Origin of the sequence: Leisingera sp. S232 (assembly GCF_049800895.1) — a bacterium.
In the GTDB taxonomy this organism is placed as follows: Bacteria; Pseudomonadota; Alphaproteobacteria; order Rhodobacterales; family Rhodobacteraceae; genus Leisingera.
The window spans coordinates 1-17,955 of record NZ_JBNAFX010000002.1; the positions used below are offsets into that span (position 1 = coordinate 1).

16 protein-coding genes are annotated in these 17,955 nt (G+C 57.9%); 3 read left to right on the top strand and 13 right to left on the bottom strand.

What is annotated here, in order from left to right; genetic code table 11:
• Positions 1-40: 40 nt before the first annotated feature.
• From tnpA to ACP151_RS01570, 6 genes are all read right to left on the bottom strand, one after another.
• Entirely contained in the window at positions 41-388 is a 348-nt protein-coding gene (gene tnpA / locus ACP151_RS01545) for an IS66-like element accessory protein TnpA (protein ID WP_424977075.1), read from the bottom strand.
• Between the two features lie 272 nt (positions 389-660).
• Positions 661-1,767, bottom strand: a complete 1,107-nt coding sequence (locus tag ACP151_RS01550; protein ID WP_424977076.1) for a flagellar basal body P-ring protein FlgI — start codon at positions 1,765-1,767, stop codon at positions 661-663.
• Positions 1,767-2,771 (bottom strand): flagellin, encoded by a 1,005-nt coding sequence (locus ACP151_RS01555; protein ID WP_424977077.1) that lies wholly within the window; start codon positions 2,769-2,771, stop codon positions 1,767-1,769. The genes ACP151_RS01550 and ACP151_RS01555 overlap by 1 nt, the downstream gene beginning before the upstream one ends.
• A gap of 3 nt (positions 2,772-2,774) precedes the next feature.
• Complete coding sequence (gene flgK / locus ACP151_RS01560; RefSeq protein WP_424977078.1) at positions 2,775-4,223, bottom strand: flagellar hook-associated protein FlgK; 1,449 nt, start codon at positions 4,221-4,223, stop codon at positions 2,775-2,777.
• A 47-nt stretch (positions 4,224-4,270) separates the two neighbouring features.
• Positions 4,271-5,578: a flagellar hook protein FlgE gene (locus ACP151_RS01565; protein WP_424977079.1), complete on the bottom strand. Its 1,308-nt coding sequence runs from the start codon at positions 5,576-5,578 to the stop codon at positions 4,271-4,273.
• 124 nt (positions 5,579-5,702) lie between these two features.
• Positions 5,703-6,539: a flagellar motor protein MotB gene (locus tag ACP151_RS01570; protein ID WP_424977080.1), complete on the bottom strand. Its 837-nt coding sequence runs from the start codon at positions 6,537-6,539 to the stop codon at positions 5,703-5,705.
• A gap of 253 nt (positions 6,540-6,792) precedes the next feature.
• On the opposite strand from ACP151_RS01570, the gene nirK reads away from it, so the two are divergent.
• Complete coding sequence (gene nirK, locus ACP151_RS01575; RefSeq protein ID WP_424977081.1) at positions 6,793-7,917, top strand: copper-containing nitrite reductase; 1,125 nt, start codon at positions 6,793-6,795, stop codon at positions 7,915-7,917.
• A 79-nt stretch (positions 7,918-7,996) separates the two neighbouring features.
• Positions 7,997-8,791 (top strand): SUMF1/EgtB/PvdO family nonheme iron enzyme, encoded by a 795-nt coding sequence (locus ACP151_RS01580; protein WP_424977082.1) that lies wholly within the window; start codon positions 7,997-7,999, stop codon positions 8,789-8,791.
• 290 nt (positions 8,792-9,081) lie between these two features.
• Here the strand turns inward: ACP151_RS01580 and ACP151_RS01585 are convergent, their stop codons facing one another.
• The 5 genes from ACP151_RS01585 to ACP151_RS01605 all read right to left on the bottom strand — a co-directional run bounded on the left by ACP151_RS01585 (position 9,082) and on the right by ACP151_RS01605 (position 14,131).
• Positions 9,082-10,374 carry an MFS transporter gene (locus ACP151_RS01585; protein ID WP_424977083.1) on the bottom strand — a complete coding sequence of 431 codons (1,293 nt, stop codon included), beginning with the start codon at positions 10,372-10,374 and terminating at the stop codon, positions 9,082-9,084.
• A 13-nt stretch (positions 10,375-10,387) separates the two neighbouring features.
• On the bottom strand, positions 10,388-11,191 hold the full coding sequence (locus ACP151_RS01590; protein ID WP_424977084.1) for a class I SAM-dependent methyltransferase: 804 nt from the start codon (positions 11,189-11,191) through the stop codon (positions 10,388-10,390).
• Positions 11,192-11,220: 29 nt separating this feature from the next.
• Positions 11,221-12,321 (bottom strand): NAD(P)-dependent oxidoreductase, encoded by a 1,101-nt coding sequence (locus ACP151_RS01595; RefSeq protein WP_424977085.1) that lies wholly within the window; start codon positions 12,319-12,321, stop codon positions 11,221-11,223.
• Complete coding sequence (gene speD, locus ACP151_RS01600; protein ID WP_424977086.1) at positions 12,311-12,706, bottom strand: adenosylmethionine decarboxylase; 396 nt, start codon at positions 12,704-12,706, stop codon at positions 12,311-12,313. The genes ACP151_RS01595 and speD overlap by 11 nt, the downstream gene beginning before the upstream one ends.
• A 555-nt stretch (positions 12,707-13,261) precedes the next feature.
• The gene (locus tag ACP151_RS01605) at positions 13,262-14,131 is read right to left on the bottom strand and encodes an SDR family oxidoreductase (RefSeq protein WP_424977087.1); all 870 of its coding nucleotides are present in this window, start codon (positions 14,129-14,131) and stop codon (positions 13,262-13,264) included.
• Between the two features lie 74 nt (positions 14,132-14,205).
• Between ACP151_RS01605 and ACP151_RS01610 the strand changes: the two genes are divergently transcribed.
• The gene (locus ACP151_RS01610; RefSeq protein WP_424977088.1) at positions 14,206-14,841 is read left to right on the top strand and encodes a class I SAM-dependent DNA methyltransferase; all 636 of its coding nucleotides are present in this window, start codon (positions 14,206-14,208) and stop codon (positions 14,839-14,841) included.
• Between the two features lie 156 nt (positions 14,842-14,997).
• Here the strand turns inward: ACP151_RS01610 and ACP151_RS01615 are convergent, their stop codons facing one another.
• On the bottom strand, positions 14,998-15,783 hold the full coding sequence (locus tag ACP151_RS01615; protein WP_424977089.1) for a carnitinyl-CoA dehydratase: 786 nt from the start codon (positions 15,781-15,783) through the stop codon (positions 14,998-15,000).
• A gap of 50 nt (positions 15,784-15,833) precedes the next feature.
• Positions 15,834-17,864, bottom strand: a complete 2,031-nt coding sequence (locus ACP151_RS01620) for an acetate--CoA ligase family protein (protein ID WP_424977090.1) — start codon at positions 17,862-17,864, stop codon at positions 15,834-15,836.
• Positions 17,865-17,955: the final 91 nt, after the last annotated feature.

Below are 17,955 nucleotides of genomic sequence, written 5' to 3' on the forward strand. Positions count from 1 at the left end.
CCGGCGGCCAGCCAGATCTTCGTGCTTGCCGGAACCGGGATCACGAAGCCAGCTTCCGGATCAGTGCGGCGAGCGCAACGGGATCAAAGCCGCCCTGAACCTTCAGGCGGTGGCCGTTGGCAAGCTCCACCTCTATCTGCGCCTCGGCATCCGGCGGGGCTGAAGCAGGCTCAGCATCCAGAACTTCGACCGGCAGGAACCGGGTGACGGGTTCTTCTTCAGTCTCGGCCGCGAACCGTGGTTCCTTCAGCCAGTTGAAGACCTGGTTCGCGTTCACATCGTAGCGCCGTGCAACCTGCGCAACCGATACACCAGTCCCCCGCGTCTGCGCGCAAACCATACGCTTCTCGTCTTCAGACCAAGTCCGCCGCCTGCGCCGCTTCGACATGTTCCACTCCGATAATGTCCATTTGTTCGTTAATGGACATTATCCATCACTAACGACGGTCGTCAGTGCGGGCAGCCCTGACGGTTACAGCACCGCTTACCCTTGAGCACTTTCAGTCGTTTGACTTCAGACACTCCCATGCTGCCACATATCAAGCGCCGCTTGTGGAACGCGTCATCGCTTAGGCCCTGCTCCCGGCAGCACTCCTTGGTCCCTTTGCCAGCTTGGCGCTCCTGTGGGATGCCCAATGATCTGCACTGCGCTGAACTGGCTTAGCGGACCACAAATTCTGCATGCAGGGCTCCGGCCGCCTTCAAGCTCTTGAGAATGTCAATCATGTCCCGCGGCGACACCCCCAAGGCGTTCAACCCTGCGACGACTTCGGAAAGCGACGTGGTTTCTGGGACTTCCGCTAGTTGAATGCCTTCCTCTTCCTCTATGGCAGCACCTGTGCGGGGCACGACTACGGATTCTCCGTCAGAGAACGGGTTGGGCTGAACAACCAGCGGCATTTCCTCGATCCGCAAAGTCAAATTGCCCTGAGCAACAGCTACGCGGGAGATCCGCACATCACTGCCCATGACAATCGTGCCGGACCGCTGATCCACAACAACACGTGCCTTTCTCTGAGGCTCGACAAGGATGTTTTCAATCCGCCCCACCGCATGGGCAGTCGAGCGAGTATTGGTACGGCGGATGTCTACTTCAACCGTGCCGGAATCACGCATCAGCGCTACGTTGCCGCCGAATTCGTCGTTGATCGCACGCTCGATCCGCCCAGCAGTTGTGAAGTCAGGTTCCCGCAGCGCCAACCGCATCGAGTTGAGTGACGAAAGGTCAAAATCAATTTCCCGCTCAACCCGCGCACCGGAAGGAATCACCCCAGCTGTTGGCACCCCTTGGGTAACGACCGCGGCTTCGCCTTCGGCTACCGCACCGCCGGCTAAGATTGTACCCTGAGACACTGCATAGATCTGTCCGTCTGCTGCATTCAGTGGGGTCATGATCAGCGTGCCTCCTAAAAGGCTTTTGGAATCGCCGATCGCAGACACGGTCACATCAATCGTGCTGCCAACCCGGGCGAACGGCGGCAATGTCGCAGTCACAAAGACCGCTGCGACATTCTTCGGCCGGAACTGCTCTCCCGTCACGTTGACGCCGAGACGCTCCAAGATGTTGGTCATGATTTCTTCGGTAAAGGGCGAGTTTCGCAACCCGTCACCGGTACCATCAAGACCGACAACCAGACCATATCCGACAAGGTCATTGCCGCGAACCCCGTCAAATTCTACCAAATCCTTCAGGCGGATGGTATTTGCCTGCACAATTGCAGGCGTCAAAGACAGGCATACGATGAGGAAACGAAGAATTCTGATCATTAGATGTACTGCAGCAAGGAAAGCTGCGAACTCCGCGAGGTGATTGTATAGATGCCTTCAAGCTGTGTCTGTGCTTCCTGAAGCCGGGTGTAAGTCTCATAAGGATCGGCGGAAACCAGGTTGTTCTTGACGATGCTCAGGCTGGTTTTCGAAGCTTCGTTGCGGGTGCTGATTGCATCCAGGCGCCCTTCGATAAAGCCGACATCGGCCTGCACTTTGATCAAACGGTCTTCACTGACGGACAGCTCGTTGCTGGCCTCTGCAACCAATTCGATCTTTACATCTTCAGCCAGACCCAAGCTGGGTTCATCAGCCAGCGCCGTAATGACATAGCTTTGCAGCGTGTGTTTGAGACTGGGGTCATCGGCTTGAATACCCAAAGAGACTTGTTCGCCCTCACCCACTGTCACCGGCTGCAAGGCTGTGGCCGAGCCCTGGTACATCACCGTGTCAAAGCCTGTCGGATCATCGAACCAGTCTTTCACCGCCTGGACGATGTCGCCACTTGTTGTCAGTCCAGACACTTCGGTGAGGATCGCGGTCATGAGTGTACCGGAATCATTTAGCGGTTTTGTGTCCGTAGCGGTGCCAGCAAAAATCGTCCTCCCGCCTACCGAAGTGTTCAACAAATTGATGGCGCTCGCCATTCTTTGTTTGGCTTGGCTGCCAAACTGTTCAGCATTGTCTTCGTCGATTGCTGGCGACAATTTTAGAATATCATTGCGCAATGCCTGCACCTGGTCCTGAACCTTTTCAAGACTGCCCTGCATTGTGGTTGCGAACAGCTGCACTTCGCTGTTGGTCACCATGTAACTGTCAAGCCGGTTCAAATTGCTTTCCAGATCAGCCAGGTAGGTAAAGTCTCCGCCCAACCTATCAGTCAGGTTGGAGGATTTTCCTGTAGCAAATTCTTCGGACAGTGTGGTGACGTTCTCCTTCAAGTCTGCATTGCGGCTGCGGAGAAAGAGGTGCTGCGCCATATCACCATAAGAATTAACAATCATACGTCAGATCCCCAAAAGTGTTTCCATAAGCTCATCGACAACGGAGATAACCCGAGCGTTGGCGGCATAGTATTTCTCCACCAGCATCAGGTTCTGAAGTTCGGCGTCGGTATCCACTCCAAGCGCCAGTTCAGCCTGGCTCAGTTCATTGAAACTGGTGGCCGCAAAGGCAGAGCCGCGTGCAGCAGTTTCGTTGTCTTGGGCAAAGCGTGACAGCAAATTTGCACTTAGAGTGCTTGCCGTAAGGTCCGAAGTGCCAAGACCAACGGACGTCACTGTACGCGTCGTATTCAGTGCATCCGAGTAGGCCTGCAGCAAGCTTGAGTCGCCTGGATCACCCGGCGCAGCGACATAAAGACCGTCGCGGAACCGCCACGTTTCCGCGCTGCCGGTTAAGGACACAAGACTGTTCAGTTCAATCCGGTTGGAGATACCGACCGTGTTGGCAGCATCAAAAAAGCCACCGTCGTCGGTAAATATGCCGGCATCGGTCACACCGATCGAGGCATCCAGCGCGGGGTCCTGAAACCGTTCGATAAGATCGCGGGCCATTGCGTCCAGATCTTCCTGAGCTTCCACAGCAGTAACGTCGCGGATCTCAAACTGCGCAGTCAGCGCGCCGCCGCGCAAGGGGCCATCCGGTCCCGTGTCAATCACCCTGCCGTCGACCTCCAAGCCGGAAATCATGCCGTTTCCAAGCGTCATATGCGGCATGATATCCCGTGACGGGCTGAAGCTCAGCTCGGCGGCCTTACCGTCAAGCAGCATCACGCCGCCAACAGAATACAATGTCACTTGCCCATTGTCGCGCCGGACTACATTGACCGGAATGATTTCGTTCACTTGGTCAATCAGCTGGTCCCGCTGATCCTGCATCGAGACAGCATCCATGCCGCCAGCTTCAACCACCATGATGCGTGCATTCAGCTTCTCAATTTCTTTCAAAGCCTGGTTCACGGTGTCAACATGGCTGTTGATCGCGCTGTCAGCGCTTACCCTCAGGTCGCGCAGCCCTTCCGCTGTACGTGAAATCGTGTCCGCCAATGTTTCCGCTCTGACCGATAAGTCATTCAGCCGAGGCTGTGAATCCGGCCGCGAAACAACTTCGATCAGTGAAGATTCAAACTCCGAAAGCTGCGATGCCAGGGACATATCATCATCCACGGTACCAACTAAATCCGACATCCGGTTAAAGAAGTCAGCTTTAACCTTGGCTGCACCAAATTCAGCTTCGGCAACCCTGCGATTGGAAATCACCACCGGATCGTTCAGGCGCTGGACACTCCCGACCCGGACGCCAGGAACACCGGCACCCGGACTGTTCAGATCCAGAACCCTGCGCGAATAGCCTGGTGTCAGGGCGTTAGCGAGGTTTTCGGAAACGATTTGCGAAGACCGGCTAGCCGCGGTCAGACCGCTCATCGCACTGTTGAGGGCGGAATAGAGGGACATTTTCAGCCTGCTTTCATGAAGCCAAGGTCAGGGAGTCATCAAGCGCTTTAGCGCTTGATGTTGGTGGTTTCCTGCAACATTTCGTCAACCGTCTGGATGACTTTGGCATTGGAAGAATAGGCTCTCTGTGTCTGGATCATATCCGTCAACTCGGTGGCCACATCCACGGCAGATTCTTCCTGTGCATACCCCAGAATCTCCCCTGTTGGCCCGTCTCCGGCATCCCACAAGTAGACGTCACCGGACTCATCCGTTGGCAGATATGTCTGTGAATCCAAAGCCCGCATGCCGTTCACATTGGACACATCCGCAAGCGGCACCCTGTAAATCACACGCTGATCGCCTGAGTCATATTCTGCAATGACTTCACCGGTTTCATTCACCTCAACAGACACAAACGATCCCACAGCATTGCCGTCCTTGACCGTAGTGCCCGGAACAAAGTCATCGCCAAGCTGGCTCATGCCGGATTGCTCGCCTATGACGCCGACGTTGATTTCGATCGGTCCGCCAGCCACATTGATAGTCACCGAACCCGCGGTAGGATCATAGGCGCCACCGGTGGTTGTCGCCACGCTTTGCAGGGTGCCTGCGGTGGAAGCCGCGTCATCAAAAGTCAGAGTGTAGTCACCAATAACCGTAGTTCCGGTGGCGGAATCTACAATCTCCATCTGCCACTCATTCGTGCCGGAGGTTGCAGGCAAAACTGCAACGGTAGGCGTGTAGGTAATGGTCAACTGTTCAGACCGGCCCATGTTGTCGTAATACTGGACAACCTGCTCAACCGGTGTGCCAGTTGCCCCAACATCCGTCGCAGATGCCGGAAGGTTTGCCGTCAGGCTGATATCAGTCGTCGGGGCTGCCGACAAACGATTCAAATCGATCCGGATCGGCTCAAGTGAACTACTGGTATCGCGTGCGACATCCGGGAAAGTGCCATCAGCATTTGCCGGCCAGCCCATCAGGACCAGACCGGATTCCGTGGACAAATACCCGTTTGAATCTGTGCGGAACGACCCCGTCGTCGTCAGCATCATCGAAGGGCTACCGCCTGCTTCGACTTCAGTCCGGGAAGCAACCGGAAGCATACCGCGGCCGCGCACAGCGAGGTCAGTAGCATTGTTGGTTGAAACCAGCGGGCCACGTTCATCAATCAAGCGGACATTTGTGGCGCGCACACCACCCGCCGAATAGGTACCGCCGGAGCCGGACAATACCATGGAATGGAAATCCGTCTGTACCCGCTTATACCCGCGGGTTGAGGAATTAGCGATATTGTCGGAAATGGAAGCCAACCGGCTAGCGTTGGCGCTCAATCCTGAAACGCCCGCGTTCAGCGACGAAGAAATGGTCATAGCACGCCTTTCTGCTGCATCTAATCATTCTGGATGCAACAGCTAGCGCAGGAGCGATTAACGGGCGGCTAACAGATAAAATATGACTTATCTGCCAGACGCCGGATTGCTTGTTTTCAGCATGTTACTCGCGCAAAAAGATGATTTCGATCCGGTCATTGCGGGCTGCCATCGGATTTCCGGCGACCAGCTTGCGGTCTGCATGGCCAGTTACCCGGTCGACACGGGCCGCCGCCAAGCCCCCCGATTCGAGCAGCTGCCGAGTTTCATCGGCACGGTCATGGGAGAGTTCCCAAACCGGGTTCTTTGCAAGCACCACGGGATGCGACCTGATATGGCCACCGACAGCAATGTTATTGGTGACGCCTTGGGACACGCGCGCAATCATTCTGACCAGATCCCGGAACAAAGCTGTCGGTTCTGCCAGCCCTTCTTCGAACAAAGGTGCATCATCGCTTGCAAACAGCTCAATGATCAGGCCTTCGTCCGTGACACGGGTCACGATGTGGCGCGCCATCACGGTAGAGACCATGCTCTCCCCTCCGCGCCCCGACAGTTCTTCCTCGATGGCGCGGAATTTGTCGTCTTCCTGCTCGCGTTTTTCGTCGGATTCCACACCGGTATCACCCTGCGCCTTTTGTGCGTCTGCCGGATTTACATCCGTTGCACCGGTGCCGGATTGTGGCTGGATGTCTTCAGTAAACATACTGTCTCCCTGAAACGCACCATTGCCGCCACCGGAAACCCGGCTCAACGGAATCGACGGCGAGAAATAATCCGCCAGCCCTTTACGTTGCTTTTCCGTCGTCGCGTTCAGAAGCCACATCAGCATAAAGAAGGCCATCATCGCGGTCACGAAGTCAGCATAAGCCACCTTCCATGCACCACCGTGATGGCCATCGCCACCACCTGATTTTTTCTTCTTGATGATAATGGGCGCCACATTGCTTTGTGCGCTCATATCCACCACCATAATTTTCACCCACCTCTGGAATAGCAGGTGGCGCGTTAAACTAAGTTTAACAGTTAAACTTGCCGGCAGTTCCCGTGAGCTGCCGCAAGACCGGCCTACGGCTGAAAACCATGCATGTCCGACCCTCCCCTGCCTCAGCTGCAGGGAAATCAGCGCAGGTTGTTCAAGAGCAACCTGTCGCTGCTGTGTCCCAGTTAAAATTGGGCCAACAAAACAGATGGGCCACTAAAAGGAGAACATCATGCTAACCCGCAGAGCCGCACTGATGGGGGCAGCCGGCGTAGCAGCGCTGCCAGTACTTGCCAAAGCCGCCAAAGCTGAGAGCACAACGGTTCACGAAACCGCCGCGCCGGTGGATCTGTCCAGCCTGCAGCGCATCAAACGCGATCTGGTCGCCCCGCCCTTTGTACATGCGCACGAACAGGTAGCGCCGGGTGCCCCCAAGATCATCGAATTCGAAATGAAAATCGTCGAAAAGGAAATCGAAGTCGACCAGGACGCCTATCTGCAGGGCATGACATTTGACGGCTCCATACCTGGCCCAATGATGGTGGTCCATGAGGGCGACTATGTCGAGCTGACACTGATAAACCCCCCGGAAAACATGCTGCAGCACAACATCGACTTCCATGCTGCAACCGGCGCCTTGGGGGGCGGCGCCCTGACCTTGGTGAACCCCGGTGAAAAAACCGTGCTTCGTTTCAAGGCCACCCGCCCCGGCACCTTCGTTTATCACTGTGCACCGGGGGGGCCCATGATCCCCTGGCACGTGGCCTCAGGTATGGCTGGCACCATCATGGTTCTGCCGCGCGATGGGCTTAAGGATCACAACGGCGAACAGGTTCTTTATGACCGTGTCTACTATATCGGTGAAAATGAGTTCTACATTCCGAAAGACGAAAACGGAGACTATATCCGTTATGAGGACGTCGGCGAAAGCTATCCTGATACGCTGGAAATCATGAATGGCCTGATCCCCACCCATGTCGTGTTTAACGGCGCGGTCGGCGCGCTGACCGGCGAAAACGCCCTGACAGCAAAACAGGGCGAGAAAGTGCTGTTTGTGCACAGTCAGGCCAACCGCGACAGTCGTCCGCATCTGATTGGAGGCCATGGTGACCTGGTCTGGGAAGCCGGAAAGTTCAACAATGTACCTGACCGCGATCTGGAAACCTGGTTCATCCGGGGCGGCTCTGCCGGAGCCGCACTGTACGAATTCCTGCAGCCAGGTGTTTATGCGTATGTGAACCACAACCTGATCGAAGCCGTGAACCTTGGCGCAACCGCGCATGTGGTGGTCGAAGGCGAATGGAACAACGACCTGATGGAACAAGTCGTCGCCCCGACCGAGTACTCCGGATCCTGACTTGCGGCCGGAGGCCAAGCTGAACTGGGCGGCTGCAGGATACGCGGCCGTCCCCTTTTTGCAGTGAAGGGGTGCTGACATGAAAACGGAGCTGATTGTCGCCGGTCTGGTCGCCATCCTTGGCATCCCTGGCCTCTGGCTCTCAACTGTCAGGGACCCGGCGCCACTGGCCGAAACTGTTTTCATCGCCGCAGACACCATCGCCTACCGTCCGATTGGAAACTTCCACCAAAACGGCAAAAGCGCGGTGCCACCGGAACAGCAACGCGATGTAGCCGCCTTTGAGATTATGAAACACCAGGTCTCCGGTGCAGAATACGCTGCCTGCGTCACAGCAGGAGCCTGCAAAAAGGCAAGCCGTACCCCGGCTGAAGACAGCCAAGCACAAACCCATGTCAGCTGGCATGATGCAACTGCCTATGCTCAGTGGTACTCCAAAGTAACAAAAGCCAGTTGGCGGCTGCCGGACGAGGCAGAATGGCAGCTGGCTGCAGCGGAAGTCTTTGGCGACGAGGCCGTGGAAACGGAAAATGGCGACCCCGCACAACGCTGGCTGCAACAATACGCCCGTGGTGTTACGTTGCGCGGCCTGCCGGGGCCCACGCAAGCCCCCAGAAGCGACCCCGGCACGAACAGCAACGGGCTGACCGGCCTTGGCGGCAATATCTGGGAATGGACCAGCGGCTGCATGCAGAGCGGAGAGGTCAAAGAGACCGGCGACCTGATACTTGGCGACCCATATTGCAGCGCCCGAATTGCTGGCGGTCGCCATCGGGCAGTGGTTATTGACTTCATCCGCGACGCCAGCGTTGGTGGCTGCGCCGCTGGACTGCCGCCCGACTATCTGGGCTTCCGATTGGTGAAGGGCAGCTGACATTTCCGCCTGCCAAGCATTGCCTTGCCTAAGCCCTGGCTCGAAAAATTACAAACGGTGGATCGCTTGGGCTTTGTTGATGTGACCGCCCCGATGGCATTGAAGTGCCAAGGTGCGTTGGCAACGATCCACCAAGGTGAGCAGTCACATCATCAAGGCTATGGTCTGGTAAAAACTAGGGGAGCAGAGCATTGTGGTCTGTATTACCCATCACAAAATTGCCACTCCGCTCACCGCCCAAACCCATGACCAATCTTTCGGCAGGATACCCGGTGCCAACTGGAGAAACGCTAGAGCGCGGGCCCGCCAAGTTCCGCCACAGCATTTTCTGGGGCAGGGTGCGGATCCGGGCTTGTGGTGTCGCGGTGCAGGCGCGAACACAGGAAAATCAAGAGTGCCAGAATTGCTGCAATGGCAAGGTACACACCTGTGAACGAACCGGTCACCGATTTCCCCCAACCCGCCAGAAAGTTCCCCAGCATACTGCCCAGCCCGAGAAAGATGTTGCAGCCTGAGAATATCCCCACTCTGAGATTTTCCTTATAGGTCTTTGTCACATATGCGGGTACCAGCCCGAAGACGCCGTTGAAGGCGATACCGAACAGGAATGCGGCACAATGGACAAAGGCCAGGCCAGTCCCAAACAGCAGGCACAAGGCAGCTGTGAGGATCAGGATATACATCAGTGCCAGGGTTGCTCTGACCCCAATATGGTCGCCAATTGCGCCAACAGTGACGCCGCCAATCATACCCAGCAGCCCGATCAGCATCCAGGCCTGGCCTGCCACCTCAACTGAAAGACCCAACTCCGACTGCAAGAACAATGAGAAGTAGTTGAGAAACGGGATGCTCGAACAGCCAGACAGGAACATGATCGCCCAGACCAGCATCGGCCTCGCAGCAAGAACTTCTTTCAGAGAACCGCTCTGCACCAGCTGATCAGCGGTATCCGGGGCAGGGCTTGACGGCTGGCGTCGCAGCAGTCCGCTCCAAGCCATCAGTATCAGGCAGGCAATAGAGATCAAAAATGTCAGCGCAGCCGTGATTTCCCACAGGTCTCTCCAATGATGGCGGGTCAGAAAATAGGGAACCAGGAGTCCGTTCAGGAAGACGCCATAGTTGGTGCCGCTAGCAATCAAACCCAGCGCCTTGGCCCGATGGGCAAAGGGAATGGTTCTGCTAATCACGCTGACCATTGGCGTCCACGCGGAAGCGGTGCAGGCGCCCAGAACCACAAATATCATTGCGATGACTGCCAGGCTGTCGGCAAATGACAGCGCAAACAGTCCCGCCGCACAGAGAAACGCGGAAACGACAATGACAACTGCTGCACTCAAACGGGGAGCAAGCACGCCGCTCAGAAGAGCGGCGGCAAGGAACCCGATCTGCGAGACTGCGGTTATGGTTCCAACCGCGGTATAGTCAAAGCCGATTTCCGCCTTCATTTCGGCAACAACTGCGGGTAGCAGATACAGTCCGAAACCATAGGTGGCGCCGATCACGCAAGTGAACACGATCACGATCAGGACGGCCAAGACCCGGCCTGGGCCATGGTCTTCGGTTTTCTCAGCAGCCAGTGTCATTCTTTTGCGAACCTCAGGCGTGGGTCAGGCGGAACACCATGCGCGATGATCCAGCCTCGTAAGGGGTGAATTTGTAGTCGCGGTATACCGCAATGGCCCGTAGCCCTGCGGTGGCCGCCATCTGCTCAAACTCATCAAACGCGTATAGGGAAAGCGTGATCTTGGAGTTCCAGTTCCTGCTCAACCCGCCATTGTTCCAGCGTTCATAGTGGTAGTGGATATTGGCGGCGGCTTCGTCCACTGTCTGCACCCGCGCGCGCTTCAGCTTGCTGCCATCAGGCAGGCCCCGCGTCCATTCCGCTATCATCTCGCCCATCGGCAGCTCAGGATCAAAGTAATCCGGATGCACCGCCGGGTCTTCTGACGGATCCTTGGCAAACAGGCTGAGATCAATGATCAAAGTGCCGCCAGGGCTGAGGTGCGCCTTCATCGAGTGCAGCGCCTCGATCGCGCCCTCCTTATCCGGTATCAGCTGGAAAGCCTCCCGGGGCGAGAAAATGAGGTCGAACTGTCTGTTCAATCCGATACGGCGCATGTCAGCAACGCAAGCTTCGATATTGATGATGCCGTGTTCGGCCGCGCGACCACGCAGTCTTTCAACCATGCAGGGCTCAATATCGGCGGCCGTGTACGGCTTGCCTTCACCAGCCAGCACCAACGCATTCCGCCCGGTGCCGCAGGGTATTTCCAGCACGCTTTCCGCGCCCTCCGCGATCAGCGCTCTGTAAAAATCATGGTCCACCGCTTCGTCGTATTCGACCTCGTAATATATTGCCCGGTCGGAGTAATCGACGGAAAGAGTATCTGCTGTAATCATCTGTTTCAGTTCCGGTATTGATAGGTCTGTCAGCGGTTCTCGAGCGTGATATGCCTGAGAACTTCGGGGTGGACGCATTGATGGTTCCGCACGACACAGCCGGCGCGTGCTACCGGATCTTCCTCTCCGCCATAGATACCTTGGGCAAAGGCAAGCAAATTTCGCCACACATTATAGCTGGTGGCATGGGCAGCGGTGCGCGGCACCGATGCAGGCATCGCGTCAATCTTGCAATGCAGGACGCCATGCCGCTTATAGAATGGAGCTTCATAAGTCGTGAGCTTGTCAAAGCTCGGCATATAGCCCGACCCGTAACCGCAAGTCACATCGACAATGACCGAGCCCGGCTTCATTTCCTTGACAAGTTCCTCGGTCAGCATCGGCGGCGTGTCGTGGGTGGAAATCAGGATCGCGCCAACCACCACGTCGGCCGTCAGAACCTCGGCCCTGAGCGCCTCAGGGGTGTTGATCCGGCAATTGACATTGCCGGGCACACTGGCCTGAAACTGCCGGAGCCCTTCCCACCGGGTGCCGAACACCGTCACGTCAGCGCCCATGGCTGCTGCAAGCCGGGCCGCCGCCCCGCCGGCATTGCCGTAGCCGATCACCACAACCTTTGGTTTGGGCGCTCCCGGCGCACCACTCAGCAGTACGCCGCTACCGCCCATGTGGCTCTGCAGATGGTAGGCCGCAAGCTGGATGGCCAGTTTGCCGGAAATTTCATTGTCCGAGACAGGTACTGGAAAGGCGCCGTCCTGGGTCTGGAAGAACTCAAGAGCATAGGCCGCCATGCCGCTGGCCCTCATGGCTTCGGTCATGTCCAGGTTGCCTTCGGCATGCATGAAGCAGGCAAGGTGCATCCCTGGGCGGAAAAACCGGTACTCATCCGGACCTGGGGCTTTGTACTTCAGCACGACATCGGAGGAATGCCAGGCATCTTTGGTGCTCACGATTTCCGCACCAATATCCCGGTAAGCGTCATCCGGGTAGCCAGACAGCTGCCCAGCCCCGGTTTCGACAAAGATCTGATAACCGGCCTCTGTAAATTCGCATGCTTCCTTTGGCAGGAGAATGACACGCTTTTCGCCATTGCGGGTTTCTTTTAGAATCGAAACAGACTTACCCAGCATTTTTAAACGTTCCCCTGCGGTGTTCGGTGACTTCAACAGCTGCAGGGGTGAAGTCCTCCTTTAGGCTCTCGATGGCCAAATAGGGATCGACGTGGTTCCCACAGACGAAGATGTCCAGCGCGGCATAGCCGAGCTCCGGCCAGGAATGGATGGAGATGTGAGATTCGGACAACAGCACCACCCCGGTTACCCCCATGCCTTCTCCAAAATCATGGGTGTTCGACCCCAGTACCGTTGCACCGGTTTTTTTTGCGGCCAAAACCATTGCTTCCCGGACGGTTTCGGGGTCGGAAATGTTGTCTGCCCCCCAGAATTCGGCAATCAGATGTCGGCCCAAATAGCTAGGGGTCGTATGCGGCTCAAACTTGTTCAGTGCGTAATTCACGTAACTCAACCTCCCGTTAAGCGGGTAGTATGTGCAATAAAATCTCCTCTTATGTGGCATTTCCGACAGCAAAACACCCCTGCAGCGACAGGGGCGCGTATTCTGCAACCTAAAAGAGGTTTCGCCGTGCAAGTCAGGGCAAGAGAGCCGTCTTGTGAATTCGGTAGTTTAGCCGAGGGACATGAGCAGACCTGTCCTGCTGACTTACAAGACTGCGAACCGTCCCAACTGTTACCCTGCGTTGACGCTGCACGGCTCTCTGACAAGCTGGTTCGCCCCTTCGATACTCTGGAAGGCAAAGCCGTGGAAAACCGCAGCCGCGTGGCGACCATAATGCACTGCGCTTGGCATGCCCTGGACGGTGATCATAGGGTAAGCCCGCCTGCAAAAAGGGGACTCTGGGCTCAGATCGATTTGTGCAACTTGTATACTTACCGATCAATCCAACTCAATAATCTACGTAGTACGTTTGCTTTGACTGGTCGGCGCTCTTGGCTTGCGGACGCTTTCAACCTGCTGTCTCTTGTCGTTTAGGAAACCACAGTACGGGAGGCTCTAAACCCCCGGCGGCTCGGCGGGTGGCACAAAGCTCTCCATATCCTCTGCTTCCAGCACAGCCCGCAGGCCCTCTCGATAGGTCGGATAGAGCAGTTCCACGCCCAGCTCTTCCTTGATGCGGCGGTTGCGGACGCGTTTGTTCTCGCCGTAAAAACTGCGTGCCATCGGCGTCATGCCGGCCTCGTCAAAGGGTACCTCGGCCGGCACCGGCAGGCCTAGTAGTTCCGCCGCATGACCCAGCACATCCTGCGGCGGCGCCGGGTCGTCATCGCAGACGTTGTAAATCGCACCCGGTCGCGGCTGCGCGATGGAGGCCGCCAGCACCTGGGCAATGTCGTCCACATGAATACGCGAAAACACCTGCCCCGGCTTCACAATCCGCCGTGCCTTGCCCGCCATCAGCTTGGCAAAAGGGCCGCGACCGGGGCCATAGATGCCAGCCAGACGGAAAATATGCAGCGGCAGGCCGGCAACTGCCTGCCATTGCGCCTCTGCCAAGGCGCGCCAGTCGCCGCGTTCGCTGGAAGGGGCGACTGTGTCCGCCTCATCCACCCAGCCACCATCACGATGGCCATAGACCGCTGTAGTCGACAGGTAGCCGACCCATTCCAGACCTTGTGCTGAGCTGATTGCCCCCCCTATGGCAGACAATACAGGGTCTCCCTGCGCATTTGGTCCGATGGAATTCAGGATATGCGTCACACCTTCAAGCGGCACCTGCTGCCCCGGCCAGGTGATCATCTCCACACCTTCGGCTGTAACCGGCTCACGCGAGGTGCCGATGACGCGCCAGCCCTCAGCCAGCAGCTGCGGCGCAAGCGCCCGGGCGGTATAGCCAAATCCAAGACAAAGCAGCGTTTTCCTCATGGCCCCTAGATGCGTTGGCGGCGCCTGCGGTGCAAGGGTTGATTCGAATCCTCTTCCGCCTTTTCATGGCGCCCATGCACACACAGAAACCGGGACTTTCAGACGCCTACGCCCTGCAGACGCCCTCGGATTCGAAACGGCTCTATGCAGGCTGGGCCAGCTCATATGATCAGAATTTTGCCGCCGAGCAGGACTACCTTCTGCCCGGTTTGACAGCCAAGGCTTTTGCCGCCGCCGGAGGCATTGGACCCGTGCTCGACGTCGGCGCCGGGACCGGTTTATGTGGCTCTGCACTGCGAGAACTGGGCATCAGCCCTATTGATGCCACCGACATCAGCCCCGAGATGCTGGCCGAGGCCCTGCGCAAAGATGCCTATCGCGATGTGATCGAGGCGGATCTTCTGGAAGGTATTCCTGTGCCTCGCGGCACCTACCGCGGCGTGATTTCTTCCGGCACGTTCACCCATGGCCATGTAGGCCCCGGGGTTTTGCCCGCTCTTTTGCAGGCGGCAGCGCCGGAAGCCCAGTTTGCCGTCTCGGTAAATGCAAGACACTACGAAGAAGCAGGCTTTGCTGAAGCCTTCGACCGGCTGTTGCGCGGGCAGTGGATCAAGGATTTCACCTTGCCGGAGCTGCGTATTTACGGGCCGCGCGCCACAGGGCGTCACAAGAACGACACGGCCCTGATTGCCTTGTTCCGGAAGGTTTGAGAGCACATTCGCCGTGCGCAGCACGGCGCCTGGCCCAACTGTGCGGGGACATCTTCAGATGTTCCCGAAACAGGCGGGAGCTCCCGCGTCTTTGGGCGGCATCTGCGATGCCACCCGCAGCCTTGGGCCCGGCAGCGCGCCTGAAGGCGCGCTGCCTCAGCGCCCTTTCCAGACCGGGTCGCGCTTTTCAGCAAAGGCGCGGGCGCCTTCCAGATTATCCTCGGAACCATAGAGCACATCCACCGTCTTCAGCTGGCGCCGGGTGATGCGGTTCATGGCATCCTGAAACTTCGCGTCTTCAGCATCACGCACGATCTCTTTTATCGCCGCGTAAACCAGCGGCGGGCCAGAGGCCAAAAGGCGCGCCAGTTCCCAGGCGCGGTCCATAAGCTTGCCCGCTGCCACGATCTCATTGACCAGCCCCCAGCGGTTGGCCTCTTCGGCATCGAACCAGCGGCCGGTGAGCAACAGCTCCATGGCGATGTGATAGGGGATGCGTTTGGGCAGCTTCACACTGGCCGCATCGGCAACGGTGCCGGACCGGATTTCCGGCAGCGCAAATGTCGCATGGTCTGCCGCAATGATCATATCCGCCGACAAGGCCAATTCCAGCCCGCCGCCGCAGGCAATGCCGTTCACCGCGGCAATCACCGGCTTGTTCATGCCGCGCAGCTCCTGCAGCCCGCCAAACCCGCCAACGCCATAGTAGCCGTCCACGGCATCGCCATCCGCTGCCGCCTTCAGATCCCATCCGGGGCAGAAAAACTTCTCTCCACCGCCAGTCAGGATCGCCACCCGCAGTTCCGGATCGTCCCGGAATTCGCGGAAAACCTCCCCCATCACCCTGCTGGTCGCAAGATCGATCGCATTGGCCTTGGGCCGGTCCAACGTGACTTCCAGAATGGCACCATCGCGGCGGGTTTTTACGGGGCTTTCACTCATGTCGTCTCCTCCTGGCATGTGGCATGCCGTTTCGTTTCAGGGCCGAAGCCTCAGTATCTCCGGCGCATCAGCGCATCTGCTGCCACCGCATCAGACGGAGTGCACAGAAGCGGGTTGATCTCGATCTCCTCCAACCCCGCTGCATTCTCTATCACATAGGCCTCAACCGCGCGGATTGCGCGCAGGATCGCCTCGCGATCAGCAGCAGGCGCACCGCGATAGCCGTCCAGCAGTTTGGCCACACGCAACGATTTCAGTGCTGTTTCAACCTCAGCATCCGAAGCCGGCAACAGGAAGGACGCGCTGTCCTCCATCAGTTCGGTCAAAGTACCGCCCGCGGCCAGAGTCATGACAAAGCCATGCGCCGGGTCCTTGACCACACCGATCAGCAGCTCGGCCACGGCGCCGGTCACCATTTCCTCCACCAAAAACCGCGAGGCAGGCATATTGAAAGCGGCGTCGCTGACCTCCTGGCCGGACTTCAAGTTCAGCACAACGGCCCCCGCTTCGGTCTTATGGGCCACGCCCTCGCCCTTCAGCACCACCGGAAAACCGACATCTACAGCCACCGCACGGGCATTGGTGGCCGAAGCCGCGCGTTTGAAGCGCGGCACGCGCAGGCCGAATTCTGACAACTGGAATTTGGCCTCCGCTTCCGGCACCAGATCCGGTTCCACAATTGGGGTTGGCAGCAACAAGGATGCCGGTGCATCCGGCAGCGGCATGCTGGCGGCCTCACAAGCGGCAATTGCCTCGCTGAGACCCGCAAAGGGCACCACACCTGCCGCCATCAGCCGCGCGGCAACATCTTCCGGCAGCAATTCCGGCAGGGTTGCCACCAGTCCGACATTGGCGCCGGTGCTCTGATGCGAGCAGATGGCGGCCTGAATGGCGCATTCCCAGTCCGAGGCATCACAGCGATCATCACGTGGAAAATCAGCAATCAGCATTGTCATTGCCAGCTGCGGATCCATCATCGCCGAAAACGCCCTGGTCATCGCCTCGCTGTCGCGCCAGATATAGGTGTGATAGTCGAGCGGATTTGCCAGCGCCACCATCGGTCCCAATGCATCCCGCAGATCACTTTTCTGCCGCTCGTTCAGCGGGGGGAATTCAACGTTGTGCGCATGACCGGTATCTGCGGCCAAGCTTGCCTCTCCTCCTGAACAGCTGATGGTGGCAATACGGTTCGACGGAAGCCGTCCCGTCACATGCAGCAGTTTCAGCGTCTCCAGAAAGGACGGCAAATCATCCAGGCGCGGAATGCCAAAGCGTGAGAGCAATGCCCCGGCGCCCGCGTCGCCACCTGCAAGCGAAGCGGTATGAGACACAGTTGCAGCTTGAGCTTCGGCTGATTTGCCGACTTTCAGCGCAATGATCGGCTTGCCCAGTTCACGCGCCCGCGCTGCCAGTGCTTCAAAGGCGCGCAGATCGCCGAAGCCCTCGATATGCAGGCCCAGCGCCGTGACGCGCTCGTCTTCCAGCAGCGCCTCGCCAATGGCGGCAATGCCCGACTGCGCCTGATTGCCGGCAGTTACCACATAAGCCACTGGCAGGCCGCGCTTCTGCATTGTCAGGTTGATCGCGATATTGGAGCTTTGAGTGACCAGCGCCACGCCTTTTTCCGCCCGGGCGCCACCATGCTGGTCTGGCCACAGCAGCGCGCCATCCAGATAGTTGATGAAGCCATAACAGTTGGGGCCAAGGAAGGGCATTTCACCTGCCGCCTCCAGCAGCTGCGCCTGCAGGTCTGCGCCCTCGGCATCCTCAGCGGCGGCTTCCAGAAAACCAGAAGCAAAGCACACAGCACCGCCAGCACCACGCGCCGACAGCTGCCGCACCACCTCGATGGTGACAAAACGATTCACCCCGATAAAGGCAGCATCCGGTGCGTCTGGCAAGCTGTCCACATCCGTGAAGGCGGACAAGCCTGCGACCTCAACTGCTTTGGGGTGGACGGGCCAGATTGTGCCCTCGAACCCCATTTTCCGGCATTGCTCGATCACCAGGCGGCACCATGTGCCGCCGCCGATCACAGCAATGTTCTTCGGGCGGAAGAGACGGGATAGGTCGCGTGTCATTCTTTAGCGGTTCCGCTGTTTGAGAGTTCGGGAGCCTCCGGCGGGGATATTTTCAGCCAGAAGAAGGGTAAGAGTTCATTAACCAGAATCG